This window comes from Thioalkalivibrio sp. ALM2T (genome assembly GCF_000381505.1).
GTDB lineage: Bacteria > Pseudomonadota > Gammaproteobacteria > Ectothiorhodospirales > Ectothiorhodospiraceae > Thioalkalivibrio > Thioalkalivibrio versutus.
Genome location: NZ_KB906558.1, coordinates 168,345 through 194,619, shown reverse-complemented (window position 1 = coordinate 194,619; position 26,275 = coordinate 168,345). Strand labels below are relative to the sequence as shown.

Here is a 26,275-nt window from a genome sequence, read left to right as displayed (position 1 = left end):
AAACCTTGTGGGCGGGGCGGTGTCCCAGCCTCGCGTGCTGCCAAATGGCATTGGCGCGAAGTGATTTCGCACCGTGGGCGCCCCGGACGATCCAACCGGGGCGCCCGCGGCCCTCACCGAATCCATGGGATCAACGCAATGCCCAGCAGCCGTGATCTGCTTGACGGACTGGCCCACCTGACGGGTATACGCAATGCCCAGCGTCTGGAATACAGCCTGCTCAAGACGCTGGACGACATCTACGAAAATGCCTGCATTTGGGCGATTCAGCTTGATGTCGAAGGCCAGCCGCGGAGCCTGCACACCTTTGATCGCAAGCACGATGCCGTGATGACGGTGCCGTTCGACCCCAAGGACCAGCCGGTCCCTGACGGGTTGCTGGAGCAGGCGTTGGCAACCGGTCAGCCGGTTGCCGAGGCCGATGTTTCCGGTCGTCGGGTCTCGGTCTTTCCGATGTCCGGGCTCAACGAGTTCAGTATCTGCCTGGTGTTTTCATTCGATGGCGACGATGCTGACGAGGCCCTGGATGCCCGCCTGGTCAAGAGTTTCCTTTCGGTGTATCGCAACTTCGTCAAGCTGATTGATGACGCCCAGACCGATGAGCTCACCGGCCTGCTCAACCGCAAGACCTTCGACGACAATTTCCGCGATCTCGCGACCCTGGGTCGTAGTGTCCACCGGCCGGGGCTGCCGGAGGATCGTCGCCGGGAGCCTGATCCGGAAGAAACGCAGATCTGGCTGGGTGTGATCGACGTCGACGACTTCAAGAAGGTCAACGACGGTTTCGGTCACGTGTATGGCGACGAGGTGCTAATTCTGCTCGCGCGGCTGCTGCAGAAGAGTTTTCGTGAAAACGACCTGATCTACCGCTTTGGTGGGGAGGAGTTCGTGGTGCTGGCCGAGGTTGCCGGTGCCGACCGGGCAGCCGCCACCTTCGAACGGCTGCAGCACGCGGTTGCCGATTATGTAGTGCCGCGAGTCGGCCGGGTCACAACGAGCATCGGCGTGACCCAGTTGCGCCCGTATAAGACGGCCAGCGCCGTACTGGACGAGGCCGATCAGGCCTTGTACTACGCCAAGGAAAATGGCAAGAACCGGGTCTGTATGTACGACCGCCTGGTCGCCGAAGGCATGATTCAGCCCTCCAGAATTGACGTGGGCGAGATCGAACTGTTCTGACCACGCCGCTCGGTGCGGCCCTGCAACAAGGGGCTCGGGCGGCTTGGTCGGATGGAACGGCCGCTGGCGGTACCCCCGAGCCGCGAGACCCCGGTAAGTACGATTCAATGGTCTCCTGCGTACCGGTGCCCTAGGTTTCCCTAGCCGCGGGCGAGGCGGCGGTTGAGCGCGTAGACCGACAGCGGTGCGAAGATCAGCGCGATCGCCAGCGCCCAGGCGAGCGACCACAAGGCCGGTTCAAGGGCCGGACCCTCGGCGTTCATCAGGCCGCGGGCGGCATCTGCCAGCAGCGACACCGGGTTGGCCTGCACGAAGCCCTGCAGCCACACGGGCATCGTATCCACCGGCACGAAGGCCGAGCTGACGAAGGTGACCGGGAACAGCGCGGTAAAGCCGAACAGCTGCACGTGCTCGGGGTCGCGTGCGATGACGCCGACCAGCACCATCACCCAGGAAAAGGCCACGGCAAAGGTCAGCACCAGCGCCACCATCGCCAGTAGATGCGCCCACGAAGTCTCCAGGCGAAAGCCCAGCAGAAATCCGACGACCAGCAACAGGGCAATACACAGCAGCTGCTTGACCACGTCCGCCAGGATGCGCCCGGCCAGCGGCGCCCAGCGCGGGATGGGCAGGGCGCGAAAGCGGTCGAACACGCCGCGGGTCAGGTCGGTGTTCAGGCCGTGGCCCACGTACACGGTGACGAACAGCATGTTCATCACGATCACGCCCGGCAGCACGAACGCCAGGTAGTTCTCTGGCGAGCCGGCAATGGCCCCGCCGAATACGAACAGGAACAGCACCAGAAACAGGATCGGCTGGATGCTGTAGTCGCCCAGCTCCCAGGGGTTGCGCCGCACTTGCACCAGACTGCGCCAGGCCAGCGTCAGGGTCTGATCGAGGGCCTTCATGGCGTGGCCTCCGCGTTGCCCGAGTCTTCGCGGCTGGCCCCGCTGCGCCCGGTCAGGGACAGGAACACATCATCCAGACTGGCGCCGCGCAGCCCCAGCTCCGCGACCTCGATGCCGGCGGCGTCCAGCTCTCGCAGCAACGCGGGCAGCAGGGCCGGGTCCGACACCGGTACGCTGATCGTTTCGCCCTCCACACGGGGCGGGGTGCCCACCATCGTGGCGACCCGCTCGCCAGCTGCCGCGGCCTGTTCCGCGCGGGCCACCATCAGGAACAGCGAGCGTCCACCGACCCGGGCCTTCAGTTGTGCGGCGGTGCCTTCGGCGATCACGCGTCCGTGGTCCAGTACCACGATGGCATCTGCCAGGGCGTCGGCTTCCTCCAGGTACTGGGTGGTCAGCAGCACGGTTGTGCCGTCGGTCTGCAGTTGGCGGACACGCTCCCACAGGTCGCGGCGGGCCCGCGGGTCGAGGCCAGTGGAGGGCTCGTCGAGGAACAGGATGCGCGGGCGCCCGACCAGACTGGCGGCCAGATCCAGCCGGCGCCGCATCCCGCCGGAGTAGGTCTGGGCCGGGCGCTGACCAGCCTCGCGCAGGTCGAAATCCTGCAACAATTCATCGGCGCGGGCCCTGGCGTCACGGCGTTTCAGGCCCAGCAGGCGGCCGATCAGGATCAGGTTCTCCCGCCCGGTCAGCTTCTCGTCCACCGAGGCGTACTGGCCGGTCAGGCCGATGATCTCGCGCACCCGAGCACCGTCGCGAGCCACATCGAAGCCGCCTACACGGGCGACCCCGGCGGTGGGCGTCAGCAGGGTGGCGAGCATACGCACCACGGTTGTCTTGCCGGCGCCGTTCGGCCCCAGCAGGCCCAGTACGTGGCCGGCCGGTACCCGCAGATCCACGCCGTCCACGGCCCGCGTGCCGCCAAAATCGCGCACCAGGCCTTCCACTTCGATGGCGTTGTCCAAACTCGTCTCCCTGTTCGATGCCCTTGCTGAGACGCCGTCTGGCCGTACCGGTTCCTCAGCGTGTTCCTCAGTCGCCTTGCCGCGCCTTCAGCAGGTCGCGGATCTCCGTCAACAGTTTCTCTTCGTTGCTGGGTGCCGCGGGTTCCTCCGGCTTGGCCTCTTCCTTGCGCTGCAGGCGGGCGATCCCCTTGATGGCGGCGAATACCACCACGGCGATAATCAGGAAATCCACCACGCGCTTGATGAACAGTCCGTAATTGATCGTGACCGCCGCCACGCCGTTCTCTGCCTCGCGCAGCACGATCGCGAGTTCTCCAAAGTCGACCCCGCCGATTAGCAGGCCGATGGGTGGCATCACTACATCGGAAACCAGTGAGGACACGATCTGGCCGAACGCCAGCCCGATGATGACCCCCACGGCCATGTCGACCACGTTGCCGCGCGCCACAAACTGCTTGAACTCGTTCACGATGCCCATGGCCTTTTTCCCGTCGATGATGTTGCTAGATCTATAGGCCACAGCCGGGGCGCTTGCTATGGAAGGACGGCGGGGAAGGTCGGGCGATATGTCAGTCCGAGTGCTGCGGTGTCGCGCCGCCGTGAATAGATGCAAGGTCTATAAAGGTTATAGCGGAGCGTTGTGGATCGGCTCCAGAGGAGGAGGCCATGAAACGACCAGAATCGGCATATCCTTCGGTCATCGGACGTAATCCACTGGGTGCCCATTTCGCGGCCGGGCTTGCGGTGGTTCTGTTGTGGTATTTCCTCTCAGTGGCCCAGGCGTCGATGGGGCCGGATTTCAGCGCGCTGCTTGGTGACAGCGACTTTATCGAGATCATCGAGCGTGACGAGGGGCTCGAGACTCGGCCGACCGGGTATGTGCACCCGGATGCCGAGCCGGATCATGTATTCCGGATCGACCTGGACGAGGGGCAGGTTCCGATCGGGCAGGGCGTGGTCTACGACGGCTTCCTGATCGACGGGAAACTGCCCGGACCAACCTTGCGGGTGACCGAGGGCGACATCGTGCGCATGGAGATCACCAACAGCGGCGATGTGATGCATGGGGCGTCGATCCATGCCGCCTATACCCAGACGTCGAAGCACGTGGGAAACATCCTCCCGGGGCAGACCAAGTCGGTCACCTTCCGGGCAACCACGCCGGGCGTGTTCATGTATCACTGCGCCCCGGGTGGTCATGCGATCCCGATGCACGTGATGTTTGGTCAGTATGGGATGATCGTGGTCGAGCCGCGCGATAAGTCCTACCAGCTGGAGGCGGATCTGGGACAGGGGCCGGACCTGAAGCTGTACATGCTGCAGCACGAGCTGTACGCCAGTGGCAAGGAGGCGGTGGAAGGCGATGTCAGCTATACCGCCTTCAATGGCGAACTGTTCCGCTATGTGGAGAATCCCATCCGGGTCCGTCCGGGCGACTACGTGCGCATGTATTTCCTGAATGTCGGCCCCAACCTCCTGTCTACCTTCCATATCGTGGGCATCCTGTGGGACTACGTGTACTGGCAGGGGCACCCGGAAGCGCAGTGGCCCGGCGGGCAGACGGTAACCGCGGGCCCCTCGGACTCCTGGGTGATCGAGTTCCGCATCCCCCCGGAGGAAGGCGTCTACACGATGCTGGATCATGGCGTCGGGGCCACCAGCCGCGGTGCCATCGGGCTGCTGGATGCCCGGGCCGATGCCGACACCCCCTCCGAGGTCCTGGCCGAAGGCCCATCGTACGAGCCGGCAGAGCGCGCGGAGCGGATCGGTGAAGCCCGGCGTGTCCTCGCGCCGTTCGGCATTCCCGACGCCGACACTAACCCGGTACCCGCCCGGGCTGATCGTCCGGTCCGGTTCGGGGCGGATGTGGACGAGGTCGTGATCGAGATGAAGGGCAATTCCTTCTACCCGAAGGTGGTTGAGGTGGCGCCGGGCACCAAGATCACCTGGGTGAACGAGGATGTCTTTACCTATGGTTTCGGGGAGACATCGGGTGCGCACAATGCCGTCGCCATGCGCGGCCCGCAATCGTTCGCCACGGCGATGCTGGGCCATGCCGAGAGCGACAGCGTCACGCTGACCGAGCCGGGCACGTACGACTACATCTGTGCCCCGCACCCTTACATGGAAGGCCGCATCATCGTGCGCGATCCCGGGTAGGTCAGCGCTGAGTCAGGCCATCCTGGCCTTCTCGGAGCCTGGGGGCTGCAGTGTGCCGCAACGAAATGCCAGCCCATCAGTGTTTCCTGAACACCCGGCAGGTCGGCTCGATCGCGATCGAGCCGCGTGTGGCGGGTTGGTGGCGAGGGTCAGGCTCCGTGGGCGCTGCGGGAGTCGTCCGGCGCCTGGTCGCGGTCGTGCATGCCGTAGTCGCGCACGACCTCGGCCACGCGCAGGCGGTAGTCGGCGAAGATGCCGCCGCGGCCGGCTGCCTGCACCTGGCGGTGTTCCTCCAGGTTGCGCCATTCCCGAACGGCGGCTTCATCCCGCCAGAAAGACAGTGACAGCACCTTGCCCGGTTGGCTCAGGCTCTCGAAACGCTCGATGGAGAGGAATCCGTCGACGTCCTTCAGGTGTTCGCGCAGACTCGCTGCCGCATCCAGGTAGTCCTGTTTGCGTTCGGCGTGTGGTTCCACTTCGAAGATTACGGCGATCATGGCGGGCTTTGGTATGGGGTGAAGGGCCGATTAGACCACGCGAACGTCGGTTCTGGGGAAGGCATTCAAGGGACGAGTGGCCAGTCCGATTCATCGAGGCACCCCTGGCGCCGTCATCCCGGACGCCGCGCAGCGGCGATCCGGCCGGGATGACGAGCGAGGGCTGCAGGCGGTTGGGCCGTGGCCCGTGATGATTCGGCGTCAGGCCGTCCTGGCCGCGCTTGCGTTGGGGGTTTCGCGCCGGATCAGGTGGTCGACGTAGAGAAAGCCGAAGGGCACCACCCCAAGGAACAGGACCAGCAGCCATTTCCAGACCGGCCACCCGCTCAGGTGGCTGGCGATCAACGACGTCGCGCCATAGACGATGAACAGGATACCGTGCACCCAGCCCACGTAGGTCACCGCCAGCGGCATGTCTGCGTAGGTGCGAAGCGGCATGGCGACAAAGAGCAGGGTGATGAGGGAAATGCCCTCGACAAGGCTGATCAGGCGGAAGAATTTCATAGGGCAGGGCCGGCGGCAGAGGAAACGCCGCGGAGGGTAGCACAAGCGATCCGGACGACTGGTAACCTTCCGCGACGAGAAGCGTTCACTCGGGCAATCAGGAAACTGCATGAGCACGAAGCCGCACTGGGAACAGGTCTACCAAACCCGCGCCACCGATGGGGTCGGCTGGTATGAGCCCGAGGCGCGGACGTCGCGCACACTGATTCGGGAGGTGGCGCCGGACGCCGATGCCGCGATTGTCGATATCGGTGGCGGTGCCTCCGTCCTGGTGGACGAGCTGCTGGCGGAGGGCTCCAGCAACCTGATGGTGCTTGATGTGTCCGCGGCGGCACTCAACAAAGCCCGCGAACGGATCGGGGGGCGCGCGGCGGCGGTTACATGGCAGGTAGCCGACGTACTGGAATACGCGTTCCAGGGGGCGGCGTTCGATGTCTGGCACGACCGCGCAGTGTTTCATTTCCTGACCGACGCGGATCAACGCACCCAGTACGTGCGTCAAATACGGAACGCCCTGCGCCCGGGTGGGTATGTGGTGATCGGGACGTTCGCGTTGGATGGTCCGGAAACATGTTCCGGCCTGCCGGTTCAGCGGCATTCTCCAGAGACCCTGCAGGACGCGTTCGGCCCGGATTTCGCGCTGGTGAAGTCGCAGCGCGAGGTCCACGTGACCCCGGGCGAGACCGAGCAGACGTTCAACTGGTGCGTGTTTCGCCGGGGCCACTGATCCGCGTCGCACCGTGGTCAGCGGGCTTTACCGCGTCGATCAGCCGCGCTTGGTCTCCGCGGCATGGGACTTGGCCCGAGTACGGATCTCCTCGAAGAACAGTGCTTCCCAGCGGGTGTTGCGCTCGTCCCTCGACAGGGTCCCGTTAGCCGGTTGTTCGCGCTGGATCCGGTTATCCGCGGCGGCCTCTGCAGCGTCCAGGATCTTTTTGAAACTCTCCCGTGCCGCGGCCGCCTTCGGGTCAATCCCCTGGCGCTGCAGGACATCGGCCAGCAACGCCCCGCCTTTCTTCCACTTCGACCAAAGCCTCATCAGGGGTCTCCTTGGGGTTCGGTTCGGAATGGCCCGGTCCAATGTACAACGGGTTTGGAGCCTGGGGTTCGTCAGTCGCCAAACAGTGTACCGGGAACGCCTGTGGCGGAATTCGGGCGCCCATACGAATAAGGCCCTCCGAAGAGGGCCCCGTTACCATCGAAAGCTGGCGCTTAGTTCGAGAAGAAACGCACGTTCGGGTCGGCCATGTAGGCACCGACTTCTTCCGGGTCGGCCGGGGTGATGCCCTCGAGCAGGTCGGCCTCGGTGTAGTCCGTGTTCGGCAGGAAGATGGCGCAGGTCTCAACGGTGGCACCGTTGTTGAGCAGGTTCATCATCAGCTGCTGCGCGTTCCGGTCGGCGGGCTGCATGGTGGCGCCGTCGTAGTCTTCGGTCGCCATCGTCGCGGCGGGACCGCACAGCAGGACGCGGATCTCCTGACCCTGACGCATGCTCTGATTGGCCAGCACCATGGACATGAACTGGGTGTGATCGTCGGCCGAGGTGACGCTGACGAACAGCTTGGAGGGCTCACCCGCCTGCGCAGCCGCGCCGGCACCGGCGAAAGCGAGAAGGGCGGAAGCGGCTAGAGTCTTGATGGCTCGCATGGAGTCTCCTGATCGGTTCTGAAAGTGGAAAGTCAGAATATAAGCGTATGCTGATAATAAATGCAAAAAGAATGCGTCCAGATCGCATTGATCGGGCCATCCGCGACCTGCCCACCGTCGGCGGGTGAAAGCATCACGGGCCAGCCTATGGCTCGGATCGCGTGTGGATGCTGGAGTTCCCGGTATCCCGGTAAGAGGCAACGTTGTGTACATCCAAAGTCTGGATTGCGTCGCACGTTCTGACAGACTCGCTGCTCCGGGGGCCTTCGTGCATGGCGGTGGCGGTCCGCCTGGCAAGACGGACCGCTGTACCCCAAGCAGCCCTCACGGTGCCTGTCGGGGTAGGGTCAGCTAATGCGGTAGGCGGAGGCCAGGTCGCGTACGCGTGAGGCGATGTCTGCGACCTCCTGGCTGGCGGTCGCCGTCTGGCGGGCCCCGTTAGCGGTATCGCCGGTGATGTCATTGATGGCGTAGATATTCCGGTTGATCTCCTCGGCCACCGCGTTCTGCTCTTCCGCCGCACTGGCGATCTGCGTGGTCATGTCGCTGATCCGGCCGACCGCCTGAACGATGGATTCCAGCGCCTGGCCGGCGCGTTCGGCGTCGTTACTGGTGGCCTCGGCCATTTCGCGTCCGCGGCCCATGGCGGTCACGGCGTTGCGGGTGCCGGCCTGCAGCGCCTCGATCATCGCCTGGATATCCGCCGTGGAGTCCTGCGTGCGCGAGGCGAGGGTACGCACCTCGTCGGCGACCACGGCGAAGCCGCGCCCCTGTTCGCCAGCGCGGGCGGCCTCGATGGCCGCGTTTAGCGCCAGCAGGTTGGTCTGTTCGGCAATACCGCGAATGACGTCGAGCACCGAGCCAATCTGCTGCCCCTTCTCGTCCAGGTTGCGCACGGATTCCTCGATGGTCGCGACTTCGCCCGACAGGCGTCCGATGTCGCTGACCACCGTGCGCACCACTTCGCCACCCGCGCGGGATTCCTGATCGGCTTCCTGGCTGGAGGACGCGGCATCGGAGGCGTTGCGCGCGACCTCTTGCACCGTCGCGGCCATCTCGTTCATCGCCGTCGAGACCTGTTCGGTCTGCGAGCGCTGTTGGTCGATGTTCCCGTTGGTCTGGGTACTGACGGCGGACAGCTGTTCCGCGGCAGAGGCCATCTGGTCCGTTAGGGTGCGCAACTCGCGGATTGAGTCCTGGAACTGGTCGAGCATGCTGTTCAGGGCGCCTGCAGTGGCGCCGATCTCGTCGTCGGAGCGGACGTCCACCCGGCGCGAGAGGTCATGGTGCTCGGCAATCTCCGTAAGCGTCTCGCGCATCCGGGAGATCGGGAGTGCCACCGAGCGATACGTCCAGACCCCGGTGACCACGACGATGATCAAGACCACCAGCATCAGCGCGCCGCTGCGCACCAGAACCTGGGTGTAGAACGCCGATACCCGCTCGGCCTCGGCCCCGGCAACATCGATCTGCAGGTCGACCAGCTGGGTAATCTGGTCGCTGATCGGATCGATGGTGTCGTACAGCGGACCGTTGAAGGCGTCGAGCTCGCCCTGGACATCGCCGGACATCCCGCCAAGGGCTCCCTCCAGACGGTCCAGATCGGCGTTGGCTGCGCGGAACAACCCGCGGGCACCATCGGCCAGTTCCTGCTCACGGGGCGTCAGTGTGGTGGCCAGGTAGGCGTCCCAGATCGCGGCGATCTCCTCTCGTGCCTCACGGACGTCGGCGAGTGCCTCTTCCGCCGTCATCCGTCCGGCGTCCGCCTTGTTGACCGCATCGATGACCAGCACCGCATAGTTGTCGGCGATGGTCTTCAGCTGCTGCAGGGGTACGACGCGGTCGTGATAGATGTTCTGCACGCCCTCTTCAATGTTGGCTGTGCCGCGTGCGGCCAGGGCCGCCAGCAGCAGGAGCGCGGCCACGGGCACCACGATGGTGATGACCAGCTTGGATCGAACAGAGAGCGAACGGAAAATCATGGGCGGTCCTTGTGAGGCCTGTATTGGGAGCAGCCCGCAACCTCGGGCCATGACCACTGTAAACGGCCTGGCCGGCCAAACCTTGAGATGGATCACCCGTGGCGACGTCCGCCAGCAGTCCACTCCCAGCCGGTTCGAATGGGTGTCGGGCCTGCGCGGTTGGCGGCGTACTTGCTGGGGGTTCCGCGGCGTTTTCTGCGAGGCCGACTGACCAAGCAAAAGGCAGGGTTTGACCCCGAAGGTCCCGCAAAGGTCCCGAAGGCCCTACCTCATCTCGCGGACGGTCCGGACGAGAGGGTCTCGCGGATGCGCCGCACGTCGCGCACATACTCCAGCATGGCCGTCATGGCATCGGCGAACAGGTAGGCCGCGAACAGGACCAAACCGCCCGCGAACAAACCGGCGAGGGGCCACAGGATCGCCGTCAGCAGGGCCAGTCCCCAGCTCGCCGGTTCCACCAGCCCGGCTTCAAGTCCCAACGCGGCCACCGCAACGCCCGCAAAGGGCTCGGCCGCCGTCAGGGAGATGACCGACAACGCCAGTGCGAGCAGCACGAAGGCAATCGCCAGCAGTTCGCCGACCAGCCGTGTGCAGACTACAACGCAGGTGATGGCGGGATAGTCCCGCGTCTCCAGCGCGCCCAGTGCGCGGGCCCTTCGCCACAGGAGTACGACCCAGGCCAGCACCGCAACGGCAAAGAGGGTCTGCAGCAGCACCAGGGATGCGACCGGCCAGGGCACCTGCGGCGTTTCCTGTGCCAGCGTCCAGAGCGTCACCGATGTCAGTAGCCCGCCCAGGCCCGTCAGGACCGCCATACCGCGCAGCCCCCATCCCGCCAGCCGCTGCAGGGGGAGTGCGCCCTTGGTCCCGCCGGTTGTCTCGTCGTTCACGGCCGTCTCCATGTCGTTCGCATACGGCCACACGATAGTGCCTGAAAACCGGCCCCGTCAGGTTGCGGGAGAGCGCCCGGGTCAGTCCTTTTTGCGGAGCAGGTCGGCGAAGCCGTGGTTGACGTCCCGGTGGCCTGCCTCGTCGGCGCGTACCGCGCGGATCACGTCGGACAGGCGGGCATCTTCCGCAAGGTTCCAGTACTGGATCGCGCGTTCCGGCGCGGCGACGTTATCGAGCCCGCCGGACTCCACTTCCTCCAGGTATTCGGTGTAGCTGACGACCGCTTCCTCTTCGAAGTAGCCTACGATCCGGTGCGCCGTACGCGACGAGATGATGTAGATCATAAAGAACAACGTGTAGAAGAAGCCCTGTGCCAGGATGATCAGGAAGCGCTCCAGCCAGTTGGGCGAGGTGATCTCGATGAAGGTGAGCAGGTGCATGCGCTCGTTCTCGGCCTCGTCCATCAGCGTGCGGATCCAGCCGTGGTCATCCTCCATGCGCCGCAGCGAGCGCAGGTGCTGCAGCGTGGCGCCCACCATGCCGGGGACGCCCGCAACCGTCTCCAGGACCACGGCGCGGTGTCCGTAGCGCCGGGCAAAGAAGGTGTCGGCGAAGAATCGCATCAGCGAGGTAAAGCCCCGTGCGACGCGGTCGGAGAAATCACGGGGTTCGTGGTGGCGGCTCAGGTCGATATCGCGGTCGTTCGGCATGCTGCCCCTAACGCTGATCAGTGCGCCGTTTCAGGCGGCAGGTATCCATGGAGCATAGAACCCGCCGTCTGAAATGTCGTGAGGCCGCTTCACAGAGCGTGAAACCCGATGCATGACAGGAGCCCGGATTGCGTTTCTGATGTCCAATGTCGAGGTTGTGGATGGGGCGGTGCAATCGCGGGAACCGGGAGCCAAGAAGGCGGCCTCAGAGAGAGGCGAACATCAAAGGAGAGCGCATGGCGAACGAAACGAGCAAGCCGCAGCTGGAGATCAGCGTGAACGCGGCGCGCGAACTGGTCGATATCGGCCTGGCCGTGTTGCTGGATATCCGTCAGCCCTTCGAACTGGAGCTGGAAGGCGCGGTAGAAGGTGCCGTGCCTGTGCCCCTGTTCCGCCTGAAGCAGCTGCTGGGTCGCGAGCTGTCCGAGGAGGAACAGGAACTGCTGGATGCGGACGAGCCGGACGAGCGGGATTTCCAGCACTTCATCTCCCTGATCAACCGCCACCACGTCACCCAGGACCAGATCCTGCTGTGCCTGTGCAACAGCGGCCGCCGCAGCCTGCGTGCCGCAGAGCTCCTGCGGGACCTCGGGTATGCACGCTGCCTTTCCGTCCGGGAAGGTTTCCGTGGCTGGACCAGCAAGGGGGACACATGATCCATGGGCATGTTCGTCAGTGTTGATCGCGGATATGGGCTACCTAAGGAGGTGAGCGGGGGCGATTTCGCCTCAATGGTCACCGTTTCGGGCCCTGACCCGGGGCCGACCCCGTCATGACCGTCAATGGGCGCCGGCCGGGTGATTCTACGGAGGGGCGCTGCCATGCTTCGACTGCCGGCCGTTCCGTTTGCCCAGCAATCCTGGTGCTGCCGACTGCACATCGGCGCGCTTGTCGGGTTGGTTCTGCTTGTCGGAAGCCCTCTACTGGCGCATGCGGATGACGCCGAAGACTGGCTGGCCGCCATTGCCGAATCACCGCTGGGGGAGCCGATTGCCGTTACCTCCACTGTGCAGGGCGGCGTCGTCGAGGGGGCGGTGCACGCCCGGCTGCCGTATTCGTTTGCGCTGGTGGCCAGTGAGCTGGAAGCGCTTTCGGCGTGGTGCGAAATCACCGTCCTGCACGTCAACATCAAGAGCTGCGTCTACCGCGAGGGGACGGACGCCTTGCTGCACCTGTACGTGGGCCGTGCGCGGTACGAGCAGGCAGAGTATGCAGAGCGTGTGGAGCTCGTCAGGCGGTCGGCCCAGATGGGTGAGGACTGGCTGCTGATCGAACTGGAGGGCGATCGTGGGCCCTACGGAACCCGGGATTACTCCATCGTCGTCCACGTCGTGCCGCACGACACGGGGACCCTCGTCAACCTCGAGTATTCGTTGCGCTTCGGGGTGATTGCCCGGCTGGCCGCGCTCGTCTACCTCGCCACCGGGGGGCGCGAGCGGGTGGGTTTCACCGTGGTCGGTTACGAAAACGGTGAGCCACAATACATCGGCGGCCTGGAAGGCATGATCGAGCGCACCGCCATGCGTTTCTATCTTGCGCTGCAGGCCTGGCTCGACGTCCGCGACCGGCCGGCTCAGGAGCTCCTTTTGGCCCGCCTGGAACGCTGGTTCGACCTGACCGACGAATACCCGCGCCAGCTACGCGAGCTGGACCGCGAGACCTACATCGAGCAGAAGCAACGCGAGTACGCGAACCAGCAGAGGTTGCAGGATGCCCCACCGCCGAGCCGGCGCATCCTGCCCCTGGACTGACGGGTGATCCGACTCTCTCTGCCCTTGCTGCTCGGCCAGAAGGTGGGTGTCCTGTTCTTCCGTCTTCAGCCGCACGGGGGGGGTGGGTCAGGGGTGTTTCGGTGCGTTGGCGTAGGTCTGGCGGGGGCGGTCGAGTTCGAGCAGTTCCAGGCGGTGGTTGCCGGTCGGATGGGGCCCCGAGGGGCCCTGGACGAGGAGGGCGAGGCCGTCGTCGATGCCGTGCTCGGTGAGCCACTGGCGGACGAAGTCGTTCCAGTCGGCGCGGTCCTCGGCGACATCCACGGGGTGGACACCGTAGGAAAACTGCAGGCCCTGGGCGGTGGCCGGGTTCGGGGTGAAGGCGGCGATCCAGCAGGGCAGGCGCAGGCGGGCGATGCGCCGGGCAGTGGCACCACTGGCGGTAGGCGCCAGGGTGACTCGTGGCAGGCGCCGCTGGGCGGTGTGGAGTACGCTGCGCGCGATGAGGTCGACGGCGCGGTCAAGACCTGCCTCGTCGGGGTCGTCCGGGCCGTCGGTGGTGATGCCGCCATCGCGTTCCGGTTCGATGGAGCGGGCGATGGCCACCAGCATCGCCACGGCCTCCACCGGGTAAAGCCCCATCGCCGACTCGGCGGAAAGCATCACGCAGTCGGTGCCGCCGAGGATGGCGTTGGCGACGTCGGTGGCCTCGGCGCGGGTAGGGCGGCGCGAGGCGACCATGGACTCCAGCATCTGGGTGGCGGTGATCACCGGGCGGTTGTGCCGGTTGGCGCGTCGGGTGATGCGCCGCTGGGCGAGGGCGATGCGCGCGATCGGGATCTCCACTCCGAGATCCCCGCGCGCCACCATGATGCCGTCAGCGGCCTCGAGGATGCTGTCGAGCTGTTCCAGCGCGGCGGCGCGCTCGATCTTGGCGATGATGAAGGGGGCGTAGTCCAGCGCTTCCGCCGCCTTGCGCACCGCAAGGATGTCGTCGCCGTCGACCACGAAGCTCTGGCTGACCGCATCCACGCCGTGTTCCGCTGCAAACCGCAGCCATTGGTGGTCTTCCGTGGTGAAGGCACGGATACCGAGATCGATGCCCGGCAGATTCAGGCCCTTGCGTGAGCGCAGTTCGCCGCCAGTATGCACGCGGCAGATCACTTCGCTGCGCTCGACCGTCACCACCTCCAGCTCGATGAAGCCATCGTTCAGGAACAGGGCATCGCCCGGCTGCACCGCCTCCGGCAGGCCCGCGAACGAGACGCTGACCCGCGAGGCATCGCCAATACAGTCCTCGGTAGTCAGGGTGATGGTTTGGTCGGGGTGCAGTTCGATCGGCTCTTCCGCCAGTTCGCCGATACGCATCTTCGGACCCGGCAGGTCACCGAGGATGGCGACGCGGGTGTCGGTCGCGCGCGCGGCGTCGCGGATGCGGCCGATCAGCTCGGAATGGTAGGCGGCATCGCCGTGCGAGAAGTTCAGCCGAGCTACATCGAGCCCGGCCAGCATCATGCGCCGTAGCGTCTCTGGTGAATCGGACGCGGGCCCAATGGTGGCAACGATCTTCGTCTTCTGCGCGGGAAACGGCATGGGCGGGTTATTCATCCGGGGGGTGTCCTGGGGAAACACTGATCAATGTACACGTTCGCGTTGGTACCCCAGGTTTTCCGAGACCAGGCGCGTCGTGCAGCGGGTAGTGGTTCTACCGCGCAAGCGGCGCAACGCAGTATCGGGGAACCTGGGGTGCCAACCCCGCAAGCCATTGAAAGCCTCGGCTCGGCCGCCCGTTGTTGATCAAAAACGGACGCGCGCACGGCGTTGCGGCTCTCTTGTGCAGAATGACTGCATGGCAGTCACCGCGCCTTGTTCGCACGCAAAAGCGACTCGAGCGCGAACATGTACATTGATCAGTGTTTCCCTAGGAGGGTAGACCGTCCGCCCGTACCTGTCGCCGTGCCCGTGACGCGTCCACGTGCGGCCCCTGGAATCGGTAGACGACCCTCAGTGCGATGCGTCCGGTTTAACCGTGGCGTAGCCCTGCCGGGGCAGTGATAACGGCTTGTTGGGTCGAACGTTCGGACCATCGGAACAACATGGGTGTCCTCTTCTTCTTCCTGGTCCTGGTGCAAGAAGGCTGAGCGAGATAACAGCACAACCCATCGAGCGGTTTCGTTTATTCGTTCATGTCTTCGCGCTTTGAGCGCTCTTCCTGACGTCGCTTGCGAATAGTGCTGGACTTTATGAATGGCAGGAGTTTCAGCAAACCCGTAACAAGGCGTGAACGATAGTACTCGACGCGCACGATGAAGCGGACAGCCCAGTGTTCCTTACCCAGCTTTTCCTTGGCCTCTGTTATCGCGGCACTGCTTCCGGCATTGCGGACGCTGGCCAGGCGGAACAGTTCAATCTGTCGGAGCAGGGCCGTGTGTCGCAGCAGCGGCAGGGGCCGGAGAAGTCGGATCAGGCGAGTGGATTTGAGTATCTCGTGGAGCAGTGGAAACGAGAAGATGATAATCAAGACCGACAGCCAGTTCTCTTTGGTCGTCTTCCAGCGGTCATGCGAGATGGCCATGTAGAAGGCATATTCGACCACGAACACTCCCCAGATCAGCCAATCGGCGACCGTGATCAGGGGGTGTTCCACGTCTAACCAGTAAGTGATCGTCAGCGGTGCGGTCAGTATGGCGGCAATGATGACAGCAGCGGTCAGGTAATTGCTGAGCGATTCTTCAAGCGCCGATTCAAGCTTCAGTCGCACCGGCTTTCTCCCGCTACCCTGAGTGGCGCCTTCCAGCGCACGAATGGCAATGGATAACGTCACGCCAGGGATTCGTTCCTTTGCATGGTGCGTTCGTCATCAACACAGACGGTTCGCACCATAGGCCGAGGTCAGGCTGGCGTCGGTACGGTGCCAAACAGAACGGTTTTGAGGCTCTTTCCGGCGGAAAATCCTGCCTTTTCTTCAGCAGGGCGAGCGCCGCGGCTGACGCCAGGAGGCCGTACCGCTGGGGTCGGTCAAGGCCGGCTGCAAGAAGATGGGGATCTCTGCTTCCGACTGAGGGGTGCCACTAGCTCCGCCATGATCGGAAGGAGGGGCAACAGGCAAGGTCGACCCCATGCCATGCGCGCACCCAATAGCGTGACGCACTTGACTGAGATCGGCGCCGAAACGTAGAGCCCTTCTGATTCGGTTTCTCTACAATACCCGGCATCACACCCTTCCGGATCAACCCATGCAGCTGGAACAACGCGCCCGTTCCTTCGCCATTGCCGCGCATGCGCGCGTCGAGCACGTCTGCCGGTATACCGGCGAGCCCTATATCGTGCATCCGGCGCGGGTTGTGGAACTGCTGCGTTCGGTGCAGCACACCGAGTGCATGCGGGCGGCCGTCTGGCTGCAGGACACCATTCGGGATACCGGGGTAAAACCGGAGACCCTGGAGCGGCTGTTTGGTGCGGAGGTCGCAGAAATGGTGGTGATGATCAGTGACGTGAGTCATTCGAAGGACGGCAACCGTGCCCAGCGCAAGGCGATCGACCGGGCGCACCTGGCGCGGGCGACGGCCCCGGCCAAGACCGTGAAACTGGCCCAGCTGATCGATCTGGCCTGTACCGTATTCATGCATGATCGTGCCTTCACCCCGGTGTTGGTTCGCGAGAAGGCGGCCTGGCTGGAGGTGCTGGAGGGCGGCGACCCGTCGCTCTGGCGCCAGTTGCGGGATCTGACACCGGCCATGCACCCGGAAATGGCGGACAAGGACGCCGACTGGCGCCGAAACTGCCCCTTCGCACGGCGCTCTCCCCTGCGCCGGTACGATGTCACAGTGGGGCGTGGTATTCGGGAAGGAACCAGCAACCAGGACACGGCTGCGGCCGGGTGAAGCGACAGCCCGAACCGCGCAGGAACAGAAACCGGTCCCCATTATCGCGGTCGGCGGCGGATTGTTTCTTGCGCGGGTCTGACACCGTCCCCAGCAGCGTTGGCCTCACTCGCCGGGGACACTCGTGGTCCTCGTGCCGACCGGGTGATGGACCACTAACTGGAGGCTCGGCGCTTGCGCGCATCGGGAAGGAAGGGGGCAGACCTGGTCTTTTTCTCTGCCTTCACCACAGGGGCAAAAGGCAAGGTGTGACCCCATGCCACATTTTTCTCTGCCTTCACCACAGGGGCAAAAGGCAAGGTGTGACCCCATGCCACAGTGCCACAGTGACCCCATGCCACAGCGTTGCCGTCTGTCTGCGAGCAAGTTGGCCATTTTCGCCCGAGAAATTGGCCGTTTAAGGGGTTTTCTGAGCATGAATATCGCGATAACCGTCGGTCTTTTATGCTCTTATCGTGGTCCGACCCCATAATGTGGCAACCGAAAGTATTTCAGGCTCTTGTCGTGGTCCGACCCCGTCGCGCTTGTCAGCCCTTTTCCGGATCGGCTTCATCCGGGTGTTGCGGTGTCCGCTCGTCGGAGCGAAGTATGTTGACCACCATGAACCGCAGCCGGCTCCGCAGGAGGGAGACCTCGGCGGTCCCGTTCCGTTGGAGCCCCAGCAAACGTGCGCCAAGCGGCGACAGGATGGATATCTTCGCCTGTTCGGGTCTCGCGTCTTCCGGCTCGCAGAGTTCGACGACAAACGTCTCCTCGGTTTGCAGATCCAGTAGTTGTACCCGGGAGCCTACTCTGGCGATGGGCTCCCCGCGGGTTGCTGTCGCTTGGCTTCCATCGTCGAGCTTCTCGAGAAGGCAGGCGAGTTCCATCGGGGTGCCGATAGCTCCGCAGTAGTCCTTCCGGATCCATTGATGGGTTCGGGTATCGGCGGCTGGCCGAAGGTAATACGGGTTGTTGCGCGCCACGGTCGCATCTCCTGATCAGAAACAAGAAGAAGGGGGTTGGCCGGGCGCACGAACGAGGAAACGGCGCCCGGCCTAAGCGAGAGTTCTCATGGCGTTTGGGACTCCAGACCGAGTATTGCGGGGGTTGTCGTTACGAAAGCCGGATGCTAGACAGCTCCCTCAACAAAGGCAAATCCGCACGAATAGTGGCAGTTATCGTGTGCGTATAAGAGTCCGGCGTTCCCGGCTCAACAGGATGGTGCCTGTCCCTGTCCTTCTCGTTACAACCGTGCCGTGGCCTCGCATCGCCAGGCGCAAGATGCGGGATCGGCGCGTGCGCGCTCGCCTATCGAGTGATGGGCGGACCGAAGGGTTCGGTCTTGCGCGTCTCGGCCTCCGCGCGTTGCTCCGGGGTGAGTTGCTGGTGGATGTAGTCGCGCGCCTCGGCCGCCGGCTTGTGGCCCTGATCGGCGGCGCGCGCGAACCAGACCCAGGCGGCGACATAGTCGACCTCCACACCATGGCCGTCGGCCAGCACGATGCCCAGGTTGTACTGCGCCGGGGCCAGGCCCTGCCGGGCAGAGGCTTCATACCAGCGCGCCGCCGCCGACTGGTCCCGGGGTACCCCCAGGCCCCGATCCAGCAGGACCCCAAGATTGGCCTGGGCCTGGGGGTGGCCCGCTTCGGCCGCCGCCCGATACCAGTGAGCGGCAGCTTCCATGTCTTCCTTTGTGCCCTTGCCATCGCGGCAGAGATTCCCCAGTTTCGCCGCGGCGTCGGGGTCCCCGGCCTCGGCGGCCTGGCGATACCAGCGGGCGGCGGCGGTCAGGTCCGCGTCCACTCCATCGCCCTGTTCCAGGGCGCGGGCGAGGTTGAAGGCCGCGTCGCGGTGGCCCGCTTTGGCCGCCTGGGCATAGTACTCGGCTGCCGCGGCTCGATCGCGCTCGCAGCCGCTGCCTTGCTGGTGCGCGACACCGAGGCTGTTCAGGGCATCGGGATCGCCGCCTTCAGCGGCCCGTTTCCACCACTGCACGGCCTCGGTGCTGGCGGCGTCGCCGCCCTGGTTCAGCAGGAGCACCGCCAGATTGTTCTGCGCCACGACGTGTCCAGCCTCCGCCGCGCGCCGATACCAGTGTTGGGCCGTCTCGGTATCCACCGGGCTGGCCGTCTCGGCCATCACGCCCAGGTTGAAACTGGCGTCGCTCAGCCCCTGTTCCGCGGCCTGTTCCCAGTACTGGCGCGCGCGCTCCGGATCGGCCTCCAGCCCCAGGCCGTCGGCATAAAGTATCCCCAAGCCCAACTGTGCCCAGGCCGAGCCCGCATCGGAGCCGGACTCCCAGATGTCGCGGGCGGCTCGGTAGTCACCACGTTCAAAGGCGGTAAAGCCGTCGTGGTCGGCACCGCTCGGACCTGCGGGATTCGCAGGGCCGGGGGAGTTGGTGGGCGTGTCCATAGCTGATGCTCTCGTTGGTGATTCACGGACCGAGGATACAGCCCGGGAAGCCAACCGCAAGCAAGACGTGGGCCTCGCCACGGGGGGTATAGAGAGTTGACACGCAGGCCCACCCGCAGCCCCGGCGATCAACGGAGAGTTAGGTGATCTCTGCCATCGTGGGTGTCCTCTTGCTGCTCTTCCTGGGCTGGGTCGGGCAACGAATCCTACGGCGGCCACACCCACAGGATCAGCGGCACGGCGGTCACGATCACCAGCAGCGACAGCGGCAGGCCCATACGCCAGTAGTCGCGGAACTCGTAGCCGCCCGGCGCCATGACCAGGGTGTTCGACTGGTGCCCGATGGGCGTCAGGAAGGCGCAGGAGGCCCCAATCGCCACCGCCATCAGAAATGGATCCGGCGCGGCCTCCATCGACCGGGCCAGCGCAATCCCCACCGGTGCTGCCAGCACCGCCGCTGCGGCGTTGTTGATCACATTCGACAGCAGCATGACCACGGCCATCAACAACGCCAGCATCCACGCGGGCGAGGCGTTCTCGCCCAACGCGAACAGGCCGTCCGCAATCACTTGCGAGCCGCCGGTCGTCTCAAGCGCCTGTCCTACTGGCAGCAATGCTGCCAACAGGACGATGACCGGCCATTCGATCCCGCGATACACCTCGCTCGGCCCGATCAACCCGACCAGCACCATGGCCACCGCCGCCCCGACCAGGGCCGGTGCGGCCGGGAGCCAACCCAGCGCCACCAGCCCCAGGGCGAGGGCAAACAGGCTGCTGGCCAGGATCACCTTGCGCGGACGCGTGATGCGTAGCCCGCGCGAGGCCAATGGCAGACAGCCGAGCTCACCCAGCGCATTCGGCAGCAGCTCTTCACTTCCCTGCACCAGAAGGATGTCGCCAGCCCGAAAGCGCACATGGTCCAACCGCTCGTGCAGGCGAACGCCCTGGCGTGCGACTGCCAGCACATTCACTGTATAGCGCTGGCGTAATTCCAGGGCACTGGCGGTGGTGCCCACCAGGCGTGACTCCGGCGTCACTATGGCCTCTTCCCAAGAAAGTGGGGTCAGACCTTGCCTTTTGCCCCTGTGCGGCTGGTAGGGCCAAACGTAAGAACTGAATCGTATCTCGGACGTTCAGGGCTACGTGGCGGATTGGCTGGGCCTGGTCGGTTCAGTCTAGGAGCGCGGCCGACTTTATGAGCGCGTGGGCGTGCATGCCGGGCCGCAGGCCCAGGCGGTCGGCGGAGAGGCGGGTGATTTCGGCCATGAGGTTCTGGCCGTCGCCTTGCTGGGCGACCACCAGGGCGCGGGCGGGGCCGTGGCCGCCGGGTGCTGGATGCAGCGCCTCGATGGTGATGGGGATGACGTTGAGGATGGAGACGTCGTGCGGGGCGGACAGGGCGATGCTGACGTCGCGTGCGTCGATGCGCAGGCGGGCATTCTCTTGGCCTTCGCATCGGCCTCCGGGGCCGGCCGGGATCCAGTAGCGGGCTGCGTCCGGGCCGAATGGGCACAGGCCGTGGTCGTCGGCGGTGCCCAGGGGCCCCTGGAGGACGGACACGGCGCCTTCGTCGCGGAACAGGGGGGAATCGGCGCGGACGAGGGCGTCGCGCAGGGGTTCCAGGCGTTCGAGCTGGCCGTCGTGCATGAAGGCGACGCGGTGGGCGAGGCGTTCCACTTCGTCCGGGGCGTGGGTGACCAGCAGGGTGGGGATGCCGGTCTCGTCCGACAGGCGGGCGAGGAAGGGCATGATCTCGCGCTTGGTCTGGGTGTCCAGGGCGTTCAGGGGTTCGTCGAGCAGTAGGAGGTCGGGGCTGATCAGCAGGGCGCGGCCCAGCGCGACGCGCTGGCGCTGGCCGCCGGAGAGCTGGTCGGCGCGGCGTTCCAGTAGCTCCGTGATCCCGAGCAGGTCGGCGACCTCGGCCAGGTGCAGCCGGCGTAGGGGTTCCGGGGTGCGCTTGTAGCCGTAGAGCAGGTTGCCGCGTACGGACAGGTGCGGGAGCAGGGTGGATTCCTGAAACACCAGGCCGACGCGGCGGCGGTGCAGCGGGACGAGGGTCTTGCCGGATTGCCAGGTGGTCTCGCCGAAGTGCACCTCGGCGCCGGGCGGGTGTTCCAGGCCGGCGATGATGCGCAGGAGGGTGGTCTTGCCGCAGCCGGAGCGGCCGAACAGGGCGGTGACGCCCTCCAGCGGGAAGGCGGTGTCCACGTGCAGCGCGAAGCCGGGACGTTCCAGATGGGCCTGTATGCGCAGTGTTTCGCTCGTGGGTCGGGTCACAGGCGCACCGTGTCGAAGCGGCGGTTGATCGCGTAGACCACGAACAGCACCACGAAGGCGAAGATCAGCAGCCCCAGGGAGAGGCGGTGGGCGGAGGTGAAGTCCATCGCCTCGGCGTGGTCGTAGATCAGGATGGACAGGACCTGGGTCTCGCCGGGAATCGCGCCGCCGAGCATCAGGATCACGCCGAACTCGCCGAGGGTGTGGGCGAAGGCGAGCGTGGCGGCGACGATGAAGCCGCCGCGCGACATCGGCAGGACCACGGTGAAGAAGCGATCCAGCCGGCCGGCGCCCAGCGAGCCGGCGATCTCGGTCGGGCGACGGCCCAGGTTGGCGAAGGCCTGTTGCAGCGGCTGCACGGCGAACGGCAGGGAGTAGATCACCGAGGCGATCAGGATGCCCTGAAAGGTGAAGGCCAGGTGGTTCAGGCCCAGGTTTTCCAGCGTGCTGCCGACCGGGCCGGCGGGGCCTAGCAGCACCAGCAGATAGAAGCCGAGCACGGTGGGCGGCAGTACAAGCGGCAGGGCCACCAGGGCCTGCACCGTGGTGCGCAGTCCGCCGGGGGCGCGGCCATTGGCCAGCCACCAGGCGATGGGGGTGGCGATGACCAGCAGGATCAGCGTGGTGTACAGCGCGAGCTTGAGGGTCACCTCGATCGCCATCCAGTCCGTGGGGCTCAACTCGAACATGACGGGTTACGGGGTCGCTGTGGCCGGGTTGGCGGGTCCGTTTTCGGGGAGCTCTTCGCCGGGCATCACGAAGCCGTAGCGGCGCATGACGTCGCGGGCGGTGTCGCCGTTCATGTAGTCGGCGAAGCGATGGGCGGTGTCGTTGTGTTCACCGCGCCGGGTGATGATGAAGCCCTGGGTGAGCGGGGCGTGCAGGGCGTCGTCGATCAGGTAGTGCGGGTGTTCGGCCAGATCCGGGAACTCGGCCAGTGACAGGGCGATGATGCCGATCTCGGCGCCGCCAGCCTGCACCATGCGCGCGGTCTGGGCGATGTTGTCGCCGTTGACGATCTTCGGTTGCAGCGCGTCCCAGACGCCGGCGGATTGCAGTGCCTCCATCGCGCGCACGCCATAGGGCGCGTGGGTGGGCGAGGCGATGGCGACGCGGCGGATGTCGTCGCGTAGCAGGTCTTCCAGCGTCATCTCCGAGGCGTCCATGCGGTTGCTCCACAGCACGATGCGGCCGATGGCATAGACCTCCGGCTCGGTCACCGCATGGCCTTCGGCGTGCAGCTTCTGCGGGTAGGCGATATCGGCGGAGAAGAACACGTCGTAGGGGGCGCCGTTCATGATCTGCGTGGTCATGCGGCCGGAGGAGCCGTAGGTGACGCGTACAGCGTCGCCCGGGTGTGCCTCGCGGTAGGCGTCCAGGATCTCGTCCAGGGCGAAGCGCAGGTCGGAGGCGGCCGCGATGGTCAGCGGGCCGTTGGCGGTGGTCAGGCCGGGTAGAAGGAGCAGCAGGGTCAGAAGGAGGGCGCGCAGGTGCATGGTGTAGGTTGTTCCCTGTGGCTGGGTCTTGGTGGGCTCTGGTGGTTCCATTGGCGACCACTCGGTGCGCTTGCTCTTCGGGCCGGCCTTTGGCCGTTCAACGCAGCTTCGCTGCTTTTGCGCTTCGTCGCGTTGCTCCTCGCAGTGACGAGGCTCTTGTCTGGGTGGATATGCGTTTCGTTATATTTCAGTTTGCATATCGGTAGGCGCAATGATGCGGGGGCCAGGGAGACCCGTCAAGGCTGGGGTCGGGGTTACGGCTTGGGGTCGTCGGCGAGGAAGTCGGCGAAGGCGTGCAGCTCGTCGCGCAGGGCCTCGCAGGCCTGGCGTTCCATGTCGCGGTAGCGTGCCAGTACGGTCTCGCCGAAGGCGGTGACCTGGGCCCCGCCGCCGCCGGAGCCGCCCTTGGCGGTGGCTACCATGGGCTCGCGGAAGCTCTGGTTCATGGTCTCGACCAGGTCCCAGGCGCGGCGGTACGACATGCCGACACTGCGCGCAGCCCCGGAGATCGAGCCCTTGTCGCGGATGGCCTCCAGCAGCATGGCCTTGCCCGGGCCCATGGCCGTCACCTCGCCCAGCAGCACGCGCAGGCGCGGGGCCTGGGGGTCTGTGGATCGGGCATCGGAGCGGGATGTTGTCATGGGCGGCCGTGTTGAGATTCAGTGAGAGCAGGAGATCTGCACAACGAATGATAGACCCCTCGCATTGCGAGGAGCGCAGCGACGAAGTGCAAACGCAGCAAAGCGGCGTTGAAGGGCCGCCTGTCGGCCCGAAGGGCGAGCGCCGCGAGTCACCTGCGTTCGTAACCGACGGATCTCGGCGTGTTGCCAGCTTCCGGAGATTGCTTCGCTGCGCTCGCAATGACGGCATGGAGGGGCGTCATTGCGAGGAGGCGAAGCCGACGTGGCAATCCCCTGACGCCGGGAAGGCGCTGGGGGCCGGTGGGTTCCCCATGGAGATTGCTTCGTCACTGCGTTCCTCGCAATGACGGTGCTTGTTATACCGTCATCGCGAGGCGCAGCGCGCCGTGGCGATCTCCTGGGGCTGTCCCGATGTCAGGCCTTGCCCTGCAGCTGCGGGATGACCGCCTCGTTTTCCAGGGTGGAGGTGTCGGAGGTGATCTCCTCGCCCTTGGCGATGGAGCGCAGCAGGCGGCGCATGATCTTGCCGGAGCGGGTCTTGGGCAGGCCGTCGGCAAAGCGGATGTCGTCCGGTTTGGCGATCGGGCCGATCTGATCGGCGACCCAGTTGCGCAGTTCCTTGACCATCGCCTCGGCCTCGTCACCGGTCAGGCGGTCGCCCTGCAGGATGACGAAGGCGACGATGGCCTCGCCCTTCACGTCATGCGGGCGGCCGACCACGGCGGCCTCGGCGACCGCCTTGTGCGCGACCAGGGCGGATTCGACCTCCATGGTGCCCATGCGGTGGCCGGAGACGTTCAGCACGTCATCGATGCGGCCCATGATCCAGAAGTTGCCCTCGGCGTCGCGGCGGGCGGAGTCGCCGGCCAGGTAGTACTTGCCGCCGAACTTCGGGTAGTAGGTGTCCTTGTAGCGTTGGTCGTCGCCCCAGACGGTGCGCAGCATGTGCGGCCACGGCTTCTTGATGACCAGGTAGCCGCCCTCGTCGGCGCCCAGGCTGTTGCCGTCCTCGTCCACCACGTCGGCGGCGATGCCGGGCAGGGCCTGGGTGCAGGAGCCGGGGACCAGCGTGGTCGCGCCCGGGATCGGGGCGATCATGTTGGCGCCGGTCTCGGTCTGCCACCAGGTGTCGACGATCGGGCAGCGCTCTTCGCCCACGGTGGTGTAGTACCACATCCAGGCCTCGGGGTTGATCGGCTCGCCGACGGTGCCCAGCAGGCGCAGCTTGGACAGATCGTATTGCTTGGGCAGGTCCGGGCCGGCCTTCATCAGCGCGCGGATCGCGGTGGGGGCGGTGTAGAACACGGTCACGCCGTGGTCCTGGCACATCTTCCACCAGCGCCCGGCGTCGGGGACGGTGGGGGTCCCTTCGTAGATGACCTGGGTGGCGCCCACGGCCAGCGGACCGTAGGCGACGTAGGTGTGGCCGGTGATCCAGCCGACATCCGCGGTGCACCAGTAGACGTCGTCGCCTTGCAGATCGAACACCCACTGGTTGGTGACGATCGCGCCCAGCAGGTAGCCCGCGCTGGAATGCTGGATGCCCTTGGGCTTGCCGGTGGAGCCGGAGGTGTAGAGCAGGAACAACGGGTGCTCGGCCTCCACCCATTCGGGCTCGCAGTCGACGGGTTCGCCGTCCACGGCGTCGTCCCACCAGACGTCGCGGTTGTCGTGCATGATCACGTCGTTGCCAGCGCGCTTGCAGACGATGACCTTCTCGACGTCGCCCGGGTTCGAGTCCAGGGCCTTGTCGACGTTGGCCTTGAGCCCCACGACCTTGCCGCCGCGCTCGCCACCGTCGGCGGTGATCACGGCCTTGGCGCCGGAGTCCACCACGCGGTCACGCAGGGCGTCCGCGGAGAAGCCGCCGAACACTACCGAGTGGACCGCGCCGATGCGGGCGCAGGCCTGCATGGCGATGACGGCCTCGGCGTTCATCGGCATGTAGATGATGACGCGGTCGCCCTTCTCCACGCCCATGCCCTTGAGGGCGTTGGCCAGCTTGCCCACCTCGTTGTAGAGGTCGCGATAGCTCAGGTGACGGGTCTCGCCATTCTCCGCCTCGAAGACGATCGCGGTCTTGTTGCCGCGGACTTCGAGGTGGCGGTCGATGCAGTTGTAGGAGACGTTCATGCGCCCGTCGGCGAACCACTGGTAATGCGGCGCTTTCGAGTCATCGAGGCCCTGAGTGAACTCGGTCTGCCAGTCGATCTTCTCGCGCGCGAGATCGCACCAGAAGCCCTCGTAGTCGGCCTCGGCCTTTTGGTGCAGGGCCTCGAGATCGGCCGGCTTCAGGCGGGCGTTTTCGGTGAACTCCGCCGGCGGCGAAAAGTGGCGCGTCTCGGTGAGGGTGGACTCGATGTTGTCACTCATCAGGGCCTCCAGATCGGTTTTTGGTATGGGGTATGGGAGTGGCCGACAGCCAACC

25 protein-coding genes and 1 pseudogene are annotated in these 26,275 nt (G+C 65.4%); 6 read left to right on the top strand and 20 right to left on the bottom strand.

Annotated elements, in window-relative coordinates; genetic code table 11:
* Window positions 1–138: 138 nt before the first annotated feature.
* Window positions 139–1,179, top strand: coding sequence for a GGDEF domain-containing protein (locus F816_RS0105600; RefSeq protein WP_019593887.1), 1,041 nt, complete (start codon window positions 139–141; stop codon window positions 1,177–1,179).
* Window positions 1,180–1,319: 140 nt separating this feature from the next.
* Here the strand turns inward: F816_RS0105600 and F816_RS0105595 are convergent, their stop codons facing one another.
* From F816_RS0105595 to mscL, 3 genes are all read right to left on the bottom strand, one after another.
* A complete protein-coding gene (locus F816_RS0105595; protein ID WP_019593886.1) occupies window positions 1,320–2,087 on the bottom strand; it encodes an ABC transporter permease in 768 nt (255 codons plus the stop codon).
* Window positions 2,084–3,052 carry a daunorubicin resistance protein DrrA family ABC transporter ATP-binding protein gene (locus F816_RS0105590; protein ID WP_019593885.1) on the bottom strand — a complete coding sequence of 323 codons (969 nt, stop codon included), beginning with the start codon at window positions 3,050–3,052 and terminating at the stop codon, window positions 2,084–2,086. Before F816_RS0105590 ends, F816_RS0105595 begins: the two co-directional genes overlap by 4 nt.
* Window positions 3,053–3,119: 67 nt before the next feature.
* The gene (mscL, locus tag F816_RS0105585; RefSeq protein ID WP_019593884.1) at window positions 3,120–3,530 is read right to left on the bottom strand and encodes a large-conductance mechanosensitive channel protein MscL; all 411 of its coding nucleotides are present in this window, start codon (window positions 3,528–3,530) and stop codon (window positions 3,120–3,122) included.
* A 188-nt stretch (window positions 3,531–3,718) separates the two neighbouring features.
* Here mscL and F816_RS0105580 point away from each other — a divergent pair, with 188 nt between their 5' ends.
* Window positions 3,719–5,212 carry a plastocyanin/azurin family copper-binding protein gene (locus F816_RS0105580; protein ID WP_019593883.1) on the top strand — a complete coding sequence of 498 codons (1,494 nt, stop codon included), beginning with the start codon at window positions 3,719–3,721 and terminating at the stop codon, window positions 5,210–5,212.
* Between the two features lie 149 nt (window positions 5,213–5,361).
* Here the strand turns inward: F816_RS0105580 and F816_RS0105575 are convergent, their stop codons facing one another.
* Together F816_RS0105575 and F816_RS0105570 are read right to left on the bottom strand one after the other, a co-directional pair.
* Window positions 5,362–5,709, bottom strand: a complete 348-nt coding sequence (locus F816_RS0105575; RefSeq protein WP_019593882.1) for an antibiotic biosynthesis monooxygenase — start codon at window positions 5,707–5,709, stop codon at window positions 5,362–5,364.
* A 201-nt stretch (window positions 5,710–5,910) separates the two neighbouring features.
* Window positions 5,911–6,213, bottom strand: coding sequence for a DUF3817 domain-containing protein (locus tag F816_RS0105570; protein WP_019593881.1), 303 nt, complete (start codon window positions 6,211–6,213; stop codon window positions 5,911–5,913).
* 109 nt (window positions 6,214–6,322) lie between these two features.
* Here F816_RS0105570 and F816_RS0105565 point away from each other — a divergent pair, with 109 nt between their 5' ends.
* The gene (locus F816_RS0105565; RefSeq protein ID WP_019593880.1) at window positions 6,323–6,940 is read left to right on the top strand and encodes a class I SAM-dependent methyltransferase; all 618 of its coding nucleotides are present in this window, start codon (window positions 6,323–6,325) and stop codon (window positions 6,938–6,940) included.
* A 39-nt stretch (window positions 6,941–6,979) separates the two neighbouring features.
* On the opposite strand, the gene F816_RS0105560 is transcribed toward F816_RS0105565, so the two are convergent.
* From F816_RS0105560 to F816_RS0105540, 5 genes are all read right to left on the bottom strand, one after another.
* The gene (locus F816_RS0105560) at window positions 6,980–7,252 is read right to left on the bottom strand and encodes a hypothetical protein (protein ID WP_019593879.1); all 273 of its coding nucleotides are present in this window, start codon (window positions 7,250–7,252) and stop codon (window positions 6,980–6,982) included.
* A 173-nt stretch (window positions 7,253–7,425) separates the two neighbouring features.
* Window positions 7,426–7,860: a DsrE family protein gene (locus F816_RS0105555; RefSeq protein WP_019593878.1), complete on the bottom strand. Its 435-nt coding sequence runs from the start codon at window positions 7,858–7,860 to the stop codon at window positions 7,426–7,428.
* A 347-nt stretch (window positions 7,861–8,207) separates the two neighbouring features.
* Window positions 8,208–9,842: a methyl-accepting chemotaxis protein gene (locus tag F816_RS0105550; RefSeq protein WP_019593877.1), complete on the bottom strand. Its 1,635-nt coding sequence runs from the start codon at window positions 9,840–9,842 to the stop codon at window positions 8,208–8,210.
* 269 nt (window positions 9,843–10,111) lie between these two features.
* A complete protein-coding gene (locus F816_RS0105545) occupies window positions 10,112–10,744 on the bottom strand; it encodes a hypothetical protein (protein WP_019593876.1) in 633 nt (210 codons plus the stop codon).
* 69 nt (window positions 10,745–10,813) lie between these two features.
* Entirely contained in the window at window positions 10,814–11,443 is a 630-nt protein-coding gene (locus F816_RS0105540) for an alternative oxidase (RefSeq protein WP_019593875.1), read from the bottom strand.
* A 236-nt stretch (window positions 11,444–11,679) separates the two neighbouring features.
* Between F816_RS0105540 and F816_RS0105535 the strand changes: the two genes are divergently transcribed.
* Entirely contained in the window at window positions 11,680–12,099 is a 420-nt protein-coding gene (locus F816_RS0105535; RefSeq protein WP_018146175.1) for a rhodanese-like domain-containing protein, read from the top strand.
* Window positions 12,100–12,264: 165 nt separating this feature from the next.
* Window positions 12,265–13,194 (top strand): hypothetical protein, encoded by a 930-nt coding sequence (locus F816_RS0105530; protein ID WP_019593874.1) that lies wholly within the window; start codon window positions 12,265–12,267, stop codon window positions 13,192–13,194.
* 87 nt (window positions 13,195–13,281) lie between these two features.
* On the opposite strand, the gene pyk is transcribed toward F816_RS0105530, so the two are convergent.
* Both pyk and F816_RS0105520 read right to left on the bottom strand, forming a co-directional pair.
* Window positions 13,282–14,745, bottom strand: coding sequence for a pyruvate kinase (pyk, locus tag F816_RS0105525; RefSeq protein WP_019593873.1), 1,464 nt, complete (start codon window positions 14,743–14,745; stop codon window positions 13,282–13,284).
* A 583-nt stretch (window positions 14,746–15,328) separates the two neighbouring features.
* A complete protein-coding gene (locus F816_RS0105520) occupies window positions 15,329–15,913 on the bottom strand; it encodes an ion transporter (RefSeq protein ID WP_019593872.1) in 585 nt (194 codons plus the stop codon).
* Window positions 15,914–16,388: 475 nt separating this feature from the next.
* Between F816_RS0105520 and F816_RS0105515 the strand changes: the two genes are divergently transcribed.
* On the top strand, window positions 16,389–17,036 hold the full coding sequence (locus F816_RS0105515) for an HD domain-containing protein (RefSeq protein ID WP_019593871.1): 648 nt from the start codon (window positions 16,389–16,391) through the stop codon (window positions 17,034–17,036).
* Between the two features lie 527 nt (window positions 17,037–17,563).
* On the opposite strand, the gene F816_RS0105510 is transcribed toward F816_RS0105515, so the two are convergent.
* From F816_RS0105510 to acs, 8 genes and pseudogenes are all read right to left on the bottom strand, one after another.
* Window positions 17,564–18,001, bottom strand: coding sequence for a GreA/GreB family elongation factor (locus tag F816_RS0105510; protein WP_026333143.1), 438 nt, complete (start codon window positions 17,999–18,001; stop codon window positions 17,564–17,566).
* A gap of 325 nt (window positions 18,002–18,326) precedes the next feature.
* Window positions 18,327–19,433, bottom strand: coding sequence for a tetratricopeptide repeat protein (locus tag F816_RS0105505; protein ID WP_019593869.1), 1,107 nt, complete (start codon window positions 19,431–19,433; stop codon window positions 18,327–18,329).
* Between the two features lie 206 nt (window positions 19,434–19,639).
* Window positions 19,640–20,491, bottom strand: a pseudogene (locus tag F816_RS14020) (SLC13 family permease); the annotation flags it as partial.
* 112 nt (window positions 20,492–20,603) lie between these two features.
* A complete protein-coding gene (gene modC, locus F816_RS0105495; protein WP_019593867.1) occupies window positions 20,604–21,710 on the bottom strand; it encodes a molybdenum ABC transporter ATP-binding protein in 1,107 nt (368 codons plus the stop codon).
* Window positions 21,707–22,399: a molybdate ABC transporter permease subunit gene (gene modB / locus F816_RS0105490; RefSeq protein WP_019593866.1), complete on the bottom strand. Its 693-nt coding sequence runs from the start codon at window positions 22,397–22,399 to the stop codon at window positions 21,707–21,709. Before modB ends, modC begins: the two co-directional genes overlap by 4 nt.
* 6 nt (window positions 22,400–22,405) lie before the next feature.
* On the bottom strand, window positions 22,406–23,206 hold the full coding sequence (modA, locus tag F816_RS0105485) for a molybdate ABC transporter substrate-binding protein (RefSeq protein ID WP_019593865.1): 801 nt from the start codon (window positions 23,204–23,206) through the stop codon (window positions 22,406–22,408).
* Between the two features lie 254 nt (window positions 23,207–23,460).
* Window positions 23,461–23,847 carry a winged helix-turn-helix domain-containing protein gene (locus F816_RS0105480; RefSeq protein ID WP_019593864.1) on the bottom strand — a complete coding sequence of 129 codons (387 nt, stop codon included), beginning with the start codon at window positions 23,845–23,847 and terminating at the stop codon, window positions 23,461–23,463.
* Window positions 23,848–24,261: 414 nt separating this feature from the next.
* Window positions 24,262–26,220 carry an acetate--CoA ligase gene (gene acs, locus F816_RS0105475; RefSeq protein ID WP_019593863.1) on the bottom strand — a complete coding sequence of 653 codons (1,959 nt, stop codon included), beginning with the start codon at window positions 26,218–26,220 and terminating at the stop codon, window positions 24,262–24,264.
* Between the last annotated feature and the right edge of the window lie 55 nt (window positions 26,221–26,275).